Below are 14,319 nucleotides of genomic sequence, written 5' to 3' on the forward strand. Positions count from 1 at the left end.
GGGGGGGGGGCGCCGGGAGGGTTTGATAATAAAAAAAAAATTGTGGTTGATGGTGGGATTATATAAAAAAAAAAAAATGTTAGTAAAAAGTATGACGGCATGGGGTTTGTTGTTTTTTATTAATTAATATAAATATATTTTGAGGTAAATAACATGTATAGTGAAAAAGAAATTATAGATATTAGAAATTTAAAAAATGGAATGATAACATCTGATGATATTATTTGTAATGGAACCGTTTTAATAAAAAAGGGTATTAAATTATCAAGTCAAATGATAGAAAAACTTAGGACTATATATTCTGTAGATAAAATTGAAATTTATATTGAAAGAAAAGTAACTAATGAATCTCTAGCTATAGAAGAAGCAAATGCTACTTTAAAAAGTGTATCAAAAAGTGTTGAATCTATATTTAGCAACTCCCAAAGTCTTGAAACATCTAGTACAAATGAAATTAATAAGTATGCTAAAAAATTGCTCAGTCATATTAAGATAAATAATAGCATGATAAAAAGTATAATACTTAGTGGTAGTGGAGAAGATTGTATCTATATGCATTCAGTAAATGTAGCTGTATTAAGCTATTTAATTGGAAAATGGTCTGGAATGCCAGAAAATAAACTACATGCTTTAGTATATGCTTCTCTTCTTCATGACTTTGGTAAAATTAAAATTAGCAAAACAATTCTTAATAAAACTTCAAAGCTTACAAAAACAGAATACGATGTTATAAAGAATCACCCTGTTCTTGCTTATAATGAGATTAAGGATATTCCATTTGTAAGTCAGTCAGTTATATATGGTATATTAATGCATCATGAAAGATGCGATGGTAGTGGCTATCCCCTTAAAATAACTGGTGATAAAATACATGAATTTGCTAAGATAATTGCAATTGCAGATACATTTGATGCAATTAATTCTAATAGAATTTATAAGAAAAGGAGGACTCCTCTTCAATCTTTGAAGATAATCAAAGAAGAAAGTCTAACTAAACTTGATTATTCGCTTTGTACTATCTTCTTAAAAGGATTGGAAAGTTATTATATTGGGCAAGAAGCTTTATTAAGTAATAATACTACTTGCAAAATAATACAGCTGAATCCTGCAGATATAGAGTTACCTTTAGTATTTACTAACAATGAATTCATTGACTTAAGCAAATCTAAAGATCTATCAATAGTAAAACTATTATAAAATGTAAAATTAATAATGTAGAATGTAGAATTAATGAAAAAACTCCTTACGGAGTTTCTAAAATAAATTTATTTTATTTATTAATAAGGCTGTCTTAAAGACAGCCTTATAATTTTTCTCTTCTTTTACTTGATTTTATGAATAAACTTTTTAACTCTTCTTCATCTTCATTGATTATTGAATTTCTTATATTATTTAGTTCTAATATAAAGTTATCTATAGACCCTAATAAATTTTTCTTATTTCCAAAGAAAAGTTCACTCCATAAATCTTCATTTATGTTAGCAATTCTAGTTAAATCTCTATAACTATCACCAATAAAACTTCCTGTATCTCTACCCTCTTCATCACTATTAATTAATGCTACTGCAATGGCATGAGGTAACTGACTTGTAAATGCAATCATTTTATCATGATATTCAGGATTTATTCTCTTTATTTTCTTAAAACCCATTTCATAAATGATATTTTCTAAAAGTTCTATATTTTCTTCCTTATTTCTATCAGTAACAGTTATTAAATAATTTGCCCCTTTAAAAACATCTTTAGATGCATAATCTATTCCTTTTTTTTCTCTACCAGCCATGGGATGCCCAAAGATAAAATCTATCCCCTCTGGTAATATACTTAATATATCTTCAATAAAATGTTCTTTTATTCCTGTTGCATCTGTAATTATAGATCCACTTTTAAAATAATCCTTATTGTTCTCAATAAAGTTCTTTACTAACCTTGGATAAAGAGAAATAATAATTAAATCAACTTCGCCTATAATTTCTTTACTATCTACATATCCTGCCTTAATTAATCCTAGCTCTTTAGCTTTTCTTAAAGTTTCTAAATTACTGTCTATTCCATAGACATCCTCATAACCTGCTGCCTTAAGTGCCATGGCATAACTACCGCCAATAACCCCAAGCCCTACAATTAAAATTTTCATAAAAACACCCCAATTTATAATTAATAATGCACTTAATGAATGCATTTAAAAGAATGCATAATGCATAATTGATAATGCATAATTATTGAAATAACTCAGACAAGCTGAGTTATTAAAATTTATAAACTCCATAGGAGTTTATTCCTTAATTATGCATTGTGCATTACGCATTATCCATTTTGCGTAAGAAATAAATTCTTTTGTTTCACAAAACTCCAAAGGAGTTTTATCCTTAATTATGCATTCTGCATTACGCATTATGCATTGATCTTCTTTCCTTCCATTTCAGCCAAAACTCTTACTTTATCCATTATAGTCTTGAATGATTCTGGTTTTATTGATTGTTGTCCATCGCTTAATGCACATTGTGGATTATTATGGACTTCTATCATAAGTCCATCTGCTCCAGCACTTATTGCTGCTTTAGCTAATGGCTCTACAAGGTACCAGTACCCTGCTGCATGACTTGGATCTACTATTACCGGTAGATGTGATTTTCTTTTGATAACTGGTATTGCACTTAAGTCTAATGTATTTCTTGTATAAGTTTCAAAGGTTCTTATACCTCTTTCACAAAGAATTACATTTTCATTTCCTGCTGCCATTATATATTCTGCTGACATAAGCCATTCTTCAATTGTTGCTGATAAACCTCTCTTTAATAATATAGGCTTACTAGTCTTACCTAATTGCTTTAATAAATCAAAGTTTTGCATATTTCTAGCTCCGACTTGAATTACATCAACATCTCTTTCAAAAACATCTATATAATCAGTTGACATTATTTCCGTTACTATCGGTAGTCCTGTAGCTTCTCTTGCCTTTTTAAGAAGTTCTAATCCTTCTAATTCTAAGCCTTGGAAGCTATATGGAGAAGTTCTTGGTTTAAATGCTCCCCCTCTTAAGAAGTTTGCACCAGATGCCTTTACACTTTTAGCTATTTCTATTATTTGCTCTTCACTTTCAACTGAACAAGGTCCAGCTATAATACCTAAGTTATTTCCTCCAATTAAACTACCATTTACATCTATTACAGTATCTTCAGGTTTAAATAACCTATTAGCCTTTTTATAAGGCTCTTCAACTTTTAATATTTTATCTACTCCTGAAAACCTTAAAAGCTTATTTGAATCTATAGTTCTAGTTTCACCAACCACTCCTATTATACAAAAGGTTTCACCTTGAGATAAGTGAATCCCTAACCCCTTACTCTCTAATTCTCTCTTAACCTTCAATACTTCATCTTCACTACAATTTGGATTCATTACAATTACCATATTTACTATCCCTCCATACTACAATTTCAATTAATTGATAATGCATAATTGATAATGCATAATTGTTGAAATAACTCAGCTAGCTGAGTTATGAAATTTTATAAACTCCATAGGAGTTTATTCCTTAATTATGCATTACGCATTACGCATTATGCATTGACTTTAACGCTTCCATCGCCATTATATAACCAAATTCTTTAAACCCACAGATTTGACCAATACATGCTGGCGCTATAACTGATTTATGCCTAAATTCTTCTCTTGAGTGTATATTTGATAAATGAACTTCTACGGTATTAATATTTACTGCTTTTATTGCATCTAAAATAGCATAGCTATAATGAGTAAAAGCACCTGGATTTATTATTATTCCATCATACTTTTCATAATAGGCATTATGAATCTCGCTAATTATTTCTCCTTCAATGTTGCTTTGAAATAATTTTATGTCTATGTTTCTCTTTTGTCCTTCTTCTTTAATATAGTTGCAAATATCTTTAAAATCTCTAGTACCATATATGCCTTTTTCTCTTATTCCAACCATATTTAAGTTAGGGCCATTAATAACTAATACCTTCATATACTCCCCCTCTGCTTATTGCTTTTTTATTATTTCTATTATATTATTTATTACCTTTTCTATGCCTTCATCATTAGTAATTTTATATTCACAAAAATCCTTATATAAATTATATCTTTCTGAATATAGGTTGTAAAGTTTAGACCTTCCATCATTTAATAATGGCCTTGAAGATGTATCAACATCTTTAATGATATTTTCTATAGGTCTATCTATAAAAATAATAATTCCATTATCTTTAAAGTAATCTATGTTCTTTTTTCTTTTAACTACTCCACCACCACTAGATATAATTATTGGCTCATTTATAGCGCTTAAATCCTTGCAAGCCTTACTTTCATAATCTCTAAAGTGCTCCTCACTTTTCTCAAATAATTCTTTTATTGTACTTTTAGATATATCTTCAATATAATTATCCATATCACAAAACTTATATCCAAGCTTCTTTGAAACTTCTTTTCCTATAGTAGTTTTTCCACATCCAGGCATTCCAATTAATAAAATTATATTTTTACTCATACTATTCCCCTATATTAAGTAAGATTGCTCTTTATCTTATTATATATATTTTCAATAATAGCTTCATTTATAGTAGCATCTTGCCATATTTCTTGAGCCTTAACCGCTTGACCTACAAGCATATAAAGCCCTCCAACAGTTTTCTTATTTAATTCTTGCCCATATGATAAAAATTTAGTTTCCATAGGATTGTATATTAGATCTACTAAAGCATCAAAATTATTTATAACCTCTTTAGTTACTGGTGATGCTTCAGTGTTAGGATACATGCCTACTGGTGTAGAATTAATTAATATGTCCCCTTTTAATAAGCTTAAGTCTTCATAACTAATTAACTTTACATTTTCAAGTAAGAAATTATCCTTCTTTGGATTTCTACTTACTATGTAAACCTCTTTTGCATTATTATCTAATAAATAATGCAATACTGCTCTTGAAGCTCCTCCATTACCTAATATAACTGCTATTTTATCTTTTATCTCTATATTGCTTACTTTTAACATATAACCAAATCCAAAATAATCTGTATTATATCCATAAAGTTTTCCTTCATTTAAAGATATGGTATTAATAGCTCCTATTTTATTAGCTTCTTCAGATATTACATCTACATATTTCATTATATCCTTTTTATACGGAATAGTTACATTACATCCCCTTATTTTTAAAAGCTTTACTGCTTCTGAAAATTCTTTAAGTTTATCTCTATTGACTTCAAATAACTTATATGCCCCATCTTTTTTCATTAGCTTTAATATTTCACTATGAATTTCTGGAGATAAGCTATGAGAAAGTTTTTCTCCTAAAAGTCCATAAAACTCCATAATACGGCCCCCTTAAAAATATTATAACTATTATATCACATTGCTAATTAAATATCATACCGGTTGCTCCGTCGCTTTGCTCCAAGTCGCCCCAATATGATATTTAATTAACCGAAACTAAAGGTAATAATTCCTCTTTCATCGGAATTATGAATTTCTATTCTATATATTAATAATTCTGTACTTATAACTCTCATTGTAACTATCTCCTCGCTTCGCTCCAAGTCATTTCAACACGATATTTATATAACTATAACTGAAGGTAATAATTCCTCATTCTTCGGAATTATGAAAAACTTGTTCTGTATATTCTTTTTATTCTATAATTATAACTTTTATTGTTACTAGCTCCGTCGCTTTGCTCCAAGTCGCCCCAATATGATATTTAATTAACCGAAACTAAAGATAATAATTCCTCTTTCATCGGAATTATGAATTTCTATTCTATATATTAATAATTCTGTACTTATAACTCTCATTGTAACTATCTCCTCGCTTCGCTCCAAGTCATTTCAACACGATATTTCTATAACTATAACTGAAGGTAATAATTCCTCATTCTTCGGAATTATGAAAGCTTATTCTATATATAGTTAGATTGTAATCCTAAATTATGTTATTATGTAATTTAATTACATAACTAATGTATAATAAAAATATATATTATTATATAATTGATATATGCTAATATAATGGCCATTTATGTATGTATAGGAGAGAGATTTATGTGTACAAGTTTTATTTATCGCGGACAAGATACAATTATTGGAATGAATTTTGATAACAATGGTATGAAGTATTCCATTGATACTAAAGATCCTAACTGGTTTACTGTACATGTTGATGGAGGTCGTGGAAAGTATCCATCCTTTGGAGTAGATTGTTATGGTAGGTTCTTCAATAATCTTTTAGTTAATTCAAACGGAAAAGGTTTATACAGAAGACCGAGTAAAAAAGTTACTCATACAACTAAACTTATAAAAGATATTCTTAATGGAGTTATTTGTGTTGAAAACTTGGAAGAATATTTAAGTAATATTGAAGTTGTTAATACCCCAGATTGGAGTTGTCATAATATGATATGTGATTCCAACGGTAATGTTTATGTAGTAGAGCCTGGTCGTGGGAATATAAATAACCAAGCAAAATCTTCATCATACTTTGTTATGACAAATTTCTCATTATGGGATTCTTTATATGAAAATATTGAATGCAATTGTGATAGATTTAAAAAAGTCTCAAGTGCTTTTGAGAAATCTGAGAAAGTAGATATTGAAAAAGCATTTAGGATACTAGAGTCCGCATGTCAAAGAAATGGGGAGTGGATTACTGAATTTTCTATGGTTTACTCAAAGAATTTAAATACAGTATATTATTGCTTAAATGGCAATTTTAATAAGCGTTTTGAATATAAGTTTTTATGTAATAAGAATAAATAATAATTTTACATAGGATACATTATGAATAAACACAATATTATTATATGGAGGGGCTATGAATTACCAAATTATTGAGTTAAATGATTTACAACTAGAAGATATTGAAAGACGTTTATATGAATATGATAAAAACCATATTAAATATGAAATGTCAGGAAACATAAGGATTGGAGTTTTAGATAATAATATCCTAATTGCAGGAGCCGATGCCTCTATGACTGCTTTTAAAATATTATATGTTTCTACTGTATTTGTTGATGAAAAATACAGAAATAATAAAATTGGTACATTATTAATAAATGAAATTGAAAAACGAGCAAGACTATTAGGTGCAAATATTATTAGATTAGATACTTTCGACTGGCAAGGAAGAGACTTTTATCGTTCTTTAGGATATGAAGAAGTTGGTTCTTATGAGAGTAAGATAGATAATTTTTCTGAGTATTTCTTTCTAAAAAAATTGTAAGTTTTTGGAAGTTAGTTTTATTTAACGATACTATTTATACAATCCTATTCTTATTTCTTCTCTCTTGTTCCTAACTTAAAATATGACATTTCCTTATTTATATGTTACTATTAACTAAAATACATAGCTTGATATAAATATATATATTATGGAGGTAATAATGGCAAGAGATCAAAAAACTAAAGGTAACTTTAATTATGAAAATATAGAAAAGAAAGATAAGAATTTTATGTATCAAAACCTTGAAAAGAGTAATTGCTATAATTGTAATTTTTCTGGTTCAAATTTTGATTATGTAAATTTTAGAGGTGCACATTTTAAATCTTGTAGTTTCTTAAAAGGTAGCTTTAAATTTGCTGAATTTATAGGAAGTAACCTTAAAAAAAGTAATTTTAAGAATGCAAACTTTGAAAATACAATATTTGACTCTGTAAGATTAGACAATGTAGACTTTAAAGATGCAAAATTTATAAATACTATTTTTGTTTCAACTGATTTAAGTAAGACAAAAAACTTACATATTGATAATCCAGAAATAAGAATTTATGATGAAATGCCAAATATAGATATAAGTGAAGATCTTAAAACTGCTACTTTAAATGCCTTAAATAATAAGTATATAAAAAATTCCAGAGTCTTAGATACTAGAGATGGAAACATAAATTTCTTAAGTCTTATGATTCTTTTAGAAAATTTTAATGAGGAAACTTTAGTTAAGGGATTAACTTTAATTACTAATGAATTAGACAAAGATTTTTATACATTAAGTTATTTAATAAAATTCATTAAGAATAGCATAATATCTTAATTATATATTAGTTAAATAAATTAAATGAAGGTAGTAAAAATGATTATTATAATAACCAACTTTTACTACCTTCTATCTATCAAATACGAGATTCTTCTCATTCCTCCTTTCATGCGGTTGAACGTGCTATTGTTTATGAAACCTCCTTTCATACTATTGAATATAGGATAATATATTACACCTCCTTCTATTCTATTGACTGCAGGATAGTTTATTACACCTCCTTTTATTCCATCGAATTTAAGATAGTTAATCTCACCTCCTTTTATTCCATCGAATTTAAGATAGTTAATCTCACCTCCTTTTATTCCATCGAATTTAAGATAGTTGATCACCCCCACCTCTATTCTATTGAATTTAGGATAGTTATTCACACCTCCTTCTATTCTATTGAATTTAGGATAGTTTCTCATACCTCCTTTCAGCGTTCAATCTAAAGCCTTGTCTATTATAAAAATCCACCTCCTCTTCTTTATAATTATTATAAATTACAACTATTGAAGCTGCATTATAATCCATTGCATATTTTTCAGCTTCTATCATAAGCTGATGTCCTACTCCAAGCCCCCTATATTTTTCCTCAACAATGATTTCATTAATAGCTAAATTTTTATTATAGCCTGTATCACTTAAGATAGTAAAATTCATATAGCCTATAATCTGGTCATTTAATTGAGCTACAATAATCATAGAATTTTCATCTTCTTCTATTGATTTAATGCTTGGATAATCTAAGCTTCTATTTAGCTTAATTATATCTTCATAATCCTTTAAGCTTATTTCTCTAACATCAAAACCAACCATATATATCCCCCCTAAGTAAACCTTTTCCAGACCCCCATCTCAAAATAAGTTCACATTTATCAAATAATTATTTTTCAGAAAATTCTAAATATTTTATATTTTTATTATACAACATATTTTTTGTAATTTCTACCCTTTTTTTATAAAAAAAGAAGAAATAAATATTATATTCCTTGCTCCGTCGCATACGCTCCAAGTCGCCGTCATATAATATTTATCTCTTTCTATACTAAAGGTAATAATTCTTCATTTCATTCAGAATTATGAAAAAGTCACACTAGCATAATATTTTTTTCTCCTGCATCTAATGGAAATAATTCTTCATTTCATTCAGAATTATGAAAAAGTCACTTTATAATATAAAATTTATCTATAACCATTTTTCTTCTTATTTACTTCGTCGCATACGCTCCAAGTCACACTAGCATAATATTTTTTTCTCCTGCATCTAAAGGAAATAACTCCTCATTTCATTCGGAATTATGAAAGCTACTTTGTAATATAAATTTTTAACTATACTTTTTTTCTTATTTGCGACCTCGCATACGCTCCAAGTCAACCTCATATAATATTTATCTCTTTCTATACTAAAGGTAATAATTCTTCATTAAATTCATATCTTAATTTTAATTGTTTGAGTTTTTATAATTCCCTATTATTTTGAAGTACCCACTATTTTTTGATATAAGGTCTAGAGCATTTTTTACTAAATTATTTTTTAAGTTTCCTTCGAAATCTACATAAAGTAAATACTTCCAGGACTCATGTTTATTTGGCCTTGATTCTATTTTAATCATATTAATATCATTTTCTGCAAAATGTCTTAAAAGCTTGTATAATGTTCCTGCTTTATCTTCTAGAGAAAATACTACACTAATTTTATTACAAGAATCATCATACTTTAATTCTTTACCTATAATTATGAACTTAGTATGATTGTCTTTTTTATCATTAATATTTTCTTTTAATATACTTAAGCCATAAATTTTTGCAGCTCTTTTACTTCCTATTGCGGCCTTTTTCGTATCCTTTAAATTAGAAACTAATTTAGCACTTATAGCTGTATTATGATAAGGAATTAACTTAATATCATCATATCTACTTAAAAATCCCTTACTTTGTGCAAATCCTTGTGGATGCGAATATATTTCTTCAATATCATCTAAATTAGTCCCAGCTATACCCATAAGATGTTGATCTATCTTTATACATTCTTCGCCAACTATATAAAAATTATATTTAACTAAAAGATCATATACTTCAGTAATTGCTCCAGTATATGAATTTTCAATAGGTAGAATAGCATACTGTATTTCATTATTTTCTAATGCAGTAAAAACATCTTTAAATTCATCGTAGTTTTTAATACTATCATAAGATTTGAAATATTTTCTTAGTGCCTCTTCACTAAATGAACCTTCAACACCTTGATAACCTATTCTAATTCCATTTTCTAGTATATTCTCTTTAGATATCTCTTCATCCTTCTCCATTAAATCTGCTTGAAGAGATCTACTAAGCTCCATAATCTTTTCAAAGAAACTTCTAGCAATCTCACTATAATCTTTATTAATAAGAAGATCTATATTTTTATCTATTACTTCTTCTTCTCTTTTGCCATTAAATATTTGAAGATTTCTTTCCTTTTTATATTCTCCTACCTTGATAGCTACATTCATTCTCTTTTCGAATAAGGCAATTAATTCCCTATCAATAGAGTCAATTTCTTTTCTATAGTCATCTAAGCTCTCCATTAGTATCTCCCCTTTATTAAATCTAGTATTCCTATTGCAGTAACTGCCTCTATTACAGGTACTGCCCTTTGTACTATACAAGGGTCATGTCTTCCTTCTATTCTAAATTTAACATCTTTCTTATTGTTAATATCTATAGTATTTTGTTCTTTTAATATAGATGCTGTTGGTTTTACTGCTACCTTAAATAATATTGGCATTCCATTGCTTATTCCACCTAAGATTCCACCATTATTATTAGTTTTGGTCTTTACTAAATCTCCATCATAATAATACTCATCATTTACTTCTGAGCCAAATAGTTTAGTCATGTCAAAACCTTTTCCAAACTCTATTCCCTTTACTGCTGGTACAGAAAACATAAGATGAGCTAATGTAGATTCTACTGAATCAAAAAATGGATTACCTACTCCTGGCTTTATTCCAATTACAGCACATTCTATTGTCCCACCTACTGAATTCCCATAATATTTCGCTTGCATAATAGTATGCTTAATCTTTTCTTCCAAGGAGTCATTAATCAATGGAAGTTCCTTATTTCTTAAATCTAATAACTCTTGTACTGATATATTTGTTGCGTTAAACCTTTCATCTTCTATATTCTTTATAGATGATATATGTGCACCAATAACTATTCCCTTATCTTCTAATATTTGCTTACATATAGCCCCAGCAAATACTAAAGGAGCAGTTATTCTACCAGAAAAATGTCCACCGCCTCTATAGTCATTAAATCCTGAATATCTTTCAAAGCCACTATAATCAGCATGGCCAGGTCTCATAAAATCCTTAGTTTTAGCATAATCTTTAGACCTAGTATCACTATTTCTAATGATTGCACAAAGTGGAGTTCCAGTAGTCTTACCTTCGAAATATCCACTTAATATTTCTGGTAAATCTGCTTCCTTTCTTGCTGTGGATAATTGATTCTTGCCAGGTGCTCTTCTTCCCATTTCAAATAAAACCTTATCCATATCAATTTCAAATCCTGATGGAAGCCCATCTATATTAATTCCAATTGCAGTTCCATGAGATTCACCAAAAATAGATATCTTTATATTATTTCCAAAGACTCCACTCATCTACAGCCCCTCCTAGCATTTTATAATCCTCAAAAAATCTTGGGTAAGATTTTGCTACACAATCGTAGTCTTTTATAATTATAGGCTTTTTACACCTAGTTGCTGCTATTGCTAAAGTCATGGCTATTCTATGATCCTTCCAGCTCCATACTTCTACACCGCCTTCTAGTTCTTGAACACCATATATTACTAGCCCCTCTTCTTTTTCTTCAATTTTAGCACCAAGCTTATTTAGCTCAGTTGCTACAGCCTTTAATCTGTCACATTCCTTAATTCTTAATCTGCCAGCATTTATAATTTCTGTTTTTCCCTTTGATAACGCTGCAACTAAAGAAATTACAGGAATAATATCTGGACATTGAGCCCCATCTATTACTGTAGAAACTAAATCTCCTTCTACATGACATTTTAAATTATCATCAAAATTAAATTTAGCTCCCATTCTCTCTAAAATTTCTATTACCTCTTTATCCCCTTGTAGAGAATCTTTTCTTAAATCTTGAACCACTACTTCAGATCCTAAGGCATCTGCACAAAGATAAAATGCTCCTTGAGAATAATCTCCTTCAACTCTATAATTTCTGGAAATATAGCCCTGATTTCCTTTAATTATAAATTCTTTATAGTTATTATTCTCTATATAAATACCAAAGTCTTTCATACAAGATAATGTTAAATCTATATATCCTTTAGATTCAAGTTCTGTACTAATTACAATCTTAGAATCACCTTCTAATAAAGGTAAGGTAAATAAAAGTCCTGTTATAAATTGAGAACTAATATTTCCTGGTAAAGTAAATTCACCATTGGCTAATTTGCCTTTAACCATTAAACTCAATCTACCATCAACTGTACTATAACTAATTCCTTGCTCCTTAAATATATCATAATAAGTATCTAATGGCCTCTTTCCTAAATTTCCTCTTCCAACAAACTTAGTCATACCATCAAATAAAAGAGACACAGGAACTAAAAACCTTAATGTAGAACCTGACTCATTACAATCAATAGTTCTAACTGCATTTCTATTCGCTTCCTTATTAAAGGCTCCTTTAATAGTTAGCCTATCACCATCTTTTTCAATCAATGCACCTAAAGATATCATGCCATCTATAGTTGCATTAATATCATCTGAATAATCTATATTATCTATTGTAGAAACTCCACTTCCTAGAGCTGCACAAATTATCGCTCTGTGAGCCATGCTCTTTGAAGGTGGAATCTTAACTATTCCTTTTAGCTTACTATTATTAATTTGTATATCTTGCATAAAAAACCCCCTTAAAATAATGGATAATTTATAATGCATAATGCATAATTATTGTAATGAAAGAATTAAAGAATGAAGAAATGAAAGAATTGTTGTAATTCATTCTGAATTACTTTAAAAAAATCAAATAAGAAATGAATAAAAAATAATTAACAATTTAAAGTTTAATCTAAATTACTTAATATAATTTCTGAGCGTTTTTATTAATTTCTTGCTAATTACTAACTCTTCACCACTCTTCTTACTTCTTACTTCTTACTTCTTACTTCTTCACTATTACCTATTTACTAAATACTATCTCTTTTTACTATTTTGCTTTCTCCAATTTTATTTATAAATATTAAGTTTAGTTTATTATCTATATTCTTTTTATCTAATGAAATTGTTTCTTTTATTTCATTAAGATCTATATCTAACTTATAAGGAAGCTTATACTTAATTAATATATTCTTAATTATATCTGCTGTTCCTTTTTCTGTTTCGGAGGAAGCTTCACTTATTTTTGTAATTTCGTACATTCCTATAGCCACAGCTTCACCATGAGTATATTTATTGTAATTATAATATTTCTCAATAGCATGACCTATTGTATGACCAAAATTTAAAAGCATTCTTTCACCTGTATCTTTTTCATCTTTTTCAACAACTTCTTTTTTGATATTACAACAATTGTGAATAATATATTCAATATTGTTCATAACATCTTCCTTATTGTTGTATTGTAATAATTTATTAAAAAATTCTTCATCCTTTATGCATCCATATTTTATTACTTCTGCCATACCATCATTAAATACTCTATCACTTAAAGAATTTAAAACTTCTGGATCTATTATTACCTTCTTAGGGTGATAAAAGCTACCTACCAGATTCTTTCCTTTATCTAAATCTACTCCAACTTTCCCACCTACACTACTATCTACTTGTGCTAATAAAGTTGTTGGCACCTGTATAAAAGGTACTCCTCTTAAGTAAGTAGATGCAACAAAGCCTCCTAAATCACCTATTACCCCACCACCTAGGGTTAATATTAAATCACTTCTTGTAAGCTTAAAATTTAAAAGTTCATCATACACCCTTGGCAAAGTAAAAAATGATTTAGTTTCCTCACCTGGCTCAAGAACTAGCTTTTTAGTATCATAACCTGAACTAATCAATTCTTTAATAACTCTATCTCCATAAAATCTATCAACATTTTCATCTGTTAATACAAATATTTTCTTCCCTTTAAATACTTGCGATATTTCCTTACTCAAGTTATTAAGCAAACCCTTTTGTATAATTATATCATAACTGCTGTGAGATAAATCTATAGTTAACTTCACGAAAACACCCTCCCTATAATGTAAAATGTAGAAT

General features: G+C 28.4%; 15 protein-coding genes. 4 read left to right on the forward strand and 11 right to left on the reverse strand.

Annotated features, from left to right (window positions below):
- Nucleotides 1–153: 153 nt before the first annotated feature.
- Nucleotides 154–1,197 carry an HD-GYP domain-containing protein gene (locus QK892_RS15220; protein ID WP_317274404.1) on the forward strand — a complete coding sequence of 348 codons (1,044 nt, stop codon included), beginning with the start codon at nt 154–156 and terminating at the stop codon, nt 1,195–1,197.
- 106 nt (nt 1,198–1,303) lie between these two features.
- Here the strand turns inward: QK892_RS15220 and QK892_RS15225 are convergent, their stop codons facing one another.
- The 5 genes from QK892_RS15225 to aroE form a co-directional block, all read right to left on the reverse strand.
- Nucleotides 1,304–2,137: a prephenate dehydrogenase gene (locus QK892_RS15225; RefSeq protein WP_317274405.1), complete on the reverse strand. Its 834-nt coding sequence runs from the start codon at nt 2,135–2,137 to the stop codon at nt 1,304–1,306.
- A 257-nt stretch (nt 2,138–2,394) separates the two neighbouring features.
- A complete protein-coding gene (aroF, locus tag QK892_RS15230; protein WP_317274406.1) occupies nt 2,395–3,414 on the reverse strand; it encodes a 3-deoxy-7-phosphoheptulonate synthase in 1,020 nt (339 codons plus the stop codon).
- Nucleotides 3,415–3,556: 142 nt separating this feature from the next.
- On the reverse strand, nt 3,557–3,994 hold the full coding sequence (aroQ, locus tag QK892_RS15235) for a type II 3-dehydroquinate dehydratase (protein ID WP_317274407.1): 438 nt from the start codon (nt 3,992–3,994) through the stop codon (nt 3,557–3,559).
- 15 nt (nt 3,995–4,009) lie between these two features.
- Nucleotides 4,010–4,513 carry a shikimate kinase gene (locus tag QK892_RS15240; RefSeq protein ID WP_317274408.1) on the reverse strand — a complete coding sequence of 168 codons (504 nt, stop codon included), beginning with the start codon at nt 4,511–4,513 and terminating at the stop codon, nt 4,010–4,012.
- A gap of 14 nt (nt 4,514–4,527) precedes the next feature.
- Entirely contained in the window at nt 4,528–5,337 is an 810-nt protein-coding gene (gene aroE / locus QK892_RS15245; RefSeq protein ID WP_317274409.1) for a shikimate dehydrogenase, read from the reverse strand.
- Between the two features lie 725 nt (nt 5,338–6,062).
- Here aroE and QK892_RS15250 point away from each other — a divergent pair.
- From QK892_RS15250 to QK892_RS15260, 3 genes are all read left to right on the forward strand, one after another.
- Nucleotides 6,063–6,776, forward strand: coding sequence for a hypothetical protein (locus QK892_RS15250; protein WP_317274410.1), 714 nt, complete (start codon nt 6,063–6,065; stop codon nt 6,774–6,776).
- A gap of 55 nt (nt 6,777–6,831) precedes the next feature.
- Nucleotides 6,832–7,242 (forward strand): GNAT family N-acetyltransferase, encoded by a 411-nt coding sequence (locus tag QK892_RS15255; RefSeq protein WP_317274411.1) that lies wholly within the window; start codon nt 6,832–6,834, stop codon nt 7,240–7,242.
- 160 nt (nt 7,243–7,402) lie between these two features.
- Nucleotides 7,403–8,050 (forward strand): pentapeptide repeat-containing protein, encoded by a 648-nt coding sequence (locus QK892_RS15260; RefSeq protein WP_317274412.1) that lies wholly within the window; start codon nt 7,403–7,405, stop codon nt 8,048–8,050.
- Nucleotides 8,051–8,115: 65 nt separating this feature from the next.
- Here the strand turns inward: QK892_RS15260 and QK892_RS15265 are convergent, their stop codons facing one another.
- The 6 genes from QK892_RS15265 to aroB form a co-directional block, all read right to left on the reverse strand.
- On the reverse strand, nt 8,116–8,463 hold the full coding sequence (locus tag QK892_RS15265; RefSeq protein WP_317274413.1) for a hypothetical protein: 348 nt from the start codon (nt 8,461–8,463) through the stop codon (nt 8,116–8,118).
- Nucleotides 8,447–8,854, reverse strand: a complete 408-nt coding sequence (locus tag QK892_RS15270) for a GNAT family N-acetyltransferase (RefSeq protein ID WP_317274414.1) — start codon at nt 8,852–8,854, stop codon at nt 8,447–8,449. The genes QK892_RS15265 and QK892_RS15270 overlap by 17 nt, the downstream gene beginning before the upstream one ends.
- Before the next feature lie 626 nt (nt 8,855–9,480).
- A complete protein-coding gene (pheA, locus tag QK892_RS15275) occupies nt 9,481–10,608 on the reverse strand; it encodes a prephenate dehydratase (RefSeq protein ID WP_317274415.1) in 1,128 nt (375 codons plus the stop codon).
- The gene (aroC, locus tag QK892_RS15280) at nt 10,608–11,690 is read right to left on the reverse strand and encodes a chorismate synthase (protein ID WP_317274416.1); all 1,083 of its coding nucleotides are present in this window, start codon (nt 11,688–11,690) and stop codon (nt 10,608–10,610) included. The genes pheA and aroC overlap by 1 nt, the downstream gene beginning before the upstream one ends.
- Nucleotides 11,668–12,960: a 3-phosphoshikimate 1-carboxyvinyltransferase gene (gene aroA, locus QK892_RS15285; RefSeq protein ID WP_317274417.1), complete on the reverse strand. Its 1,293-nt coding sequence runs from the start codon at nt 12,958–12,960 to the stop codon at nt 11,668–11,670. The genes aroC and aroA overlap by 23 nt, the downstream gene beginning before the upstream one ends.
- 287 nt (nt 12,961–13,247) lie before the next feature.
- Nucleotides 13,248–14,285 (reverse strand): 3-dehydroquinate synthase, encoded by a 1,038-nt coding sequence (gene aroB, locus QK892_RS15290; RefSeq protein ID WP_317274418.1) that lies wholly within the window; start codon nt 14,283–14,285, stop codon nt 13,248–13,250.
- Between the last annotated feature and the right edge of the window lie 34 nt (nt 14,286–14,319).

This window comes from Clostridium lamae (genome assembly GCF_033043255.1).
GTDB classification, from domain to species: domain Bacteria; phylum Bacillota; class Clostridia; order Clostridiales; family Clostridiaceae; genus Clostridium; species Clostridium lamae.

Bases quoted from the DNA above. Each gene is read 5' to 3' on its own strand.
- QK892_RS15220 (WP_317274404.1), top strand. From the start codon at position 154: ATGTATAGTGAAAAAGAAATTATAGATATTAGAAATTTAAAAAATGGA.
- QK892_RS15225 (WP_317274405.1), bottom strand. From the start codon at position 2,137: ATGAAAATTTTAATTGTAGGGCTTGGGGTTATTGGCGGTAGTTATGCC.
- aroF (WP_317274406.1), bottom strand. From the start codon at position 3,414: ATGGTAATTGTAATGAATCCAAATTGTAGTGAAGATGAAGTATTGAAG.
- aroQ (WP_317274407.1), bottom strand. From the start codon at position 3,994: ATGAAGGTATTAGTTATTAATGGCCCTAACTTAAATATGGTTGGAATA.
- QK892_RS15240 (WP_317274408.1), bottom strand. From the start codon at position 4,513: ATGAGTAAAAATATAATTTTATTAATTGGAATGCCTGGATGTGGAAAA.
- aroE (WP_317274409.1), bottom strand. From the start codon at position 5,337: ATGGAGTTTTATGGACTTTTAGGAGAAAAACTTTCTCATAGCTTATCT.
- QK892_RS15250 (WP_317274410.1), top strand. From the start codon at position 6,063: ATGTGTACAAGTTTTATTTATCGCGGACAAGATACAATTATTGGAATG.
- QK892_RS15255 (WP_317274411.1), top strand. From the start codon at position 6,832: ATGAATTACCAAATTATTGAGTTAAATGATTTACAACTAGAAGATATT.
- QK892_RS15260 (WP_317274412.1), top strand. From the start codon at position 7,403: ATGGCAAGAGATCAAAAAACTAAAGGTAACTTTAATTATGAAAATATA.
- QK892_RS15265 (WP_317274413.1), bottom strand. From the start codon at position 8,463: ATGAGAAACTATCCTAAATTCAATAGAATAGAAGGAGGTGTGAATAAC.
- QK892_RS15270 (WP_317274414.1), bottom strand. From the start codon at position 8,854: ATGGTTGGTTTTGATGTTAGAGAAATAAGCTTAAAGGATTATGAAGAT.
- pheA (WP_317274415.1), bottom strand. From the start codon at position 10,608: ATGGAGAGCTTAGATGACTATAGAAAAGAAATTGACTCTATTGATAGG.
- aroC (WP_317274416.1), bottom strand. From the start codon at position 11,690: ATGAGTGGAGTCTTTGGAAATAATATAAAGATATCTATTTTTGGTGAA.
- aroA (WP_317274417.1), bottom strand. From the start codon at position 12,960: ATGCAAGATATACAAATTAATAATAGTAAGCTAAAAGGAATAGTTAAG.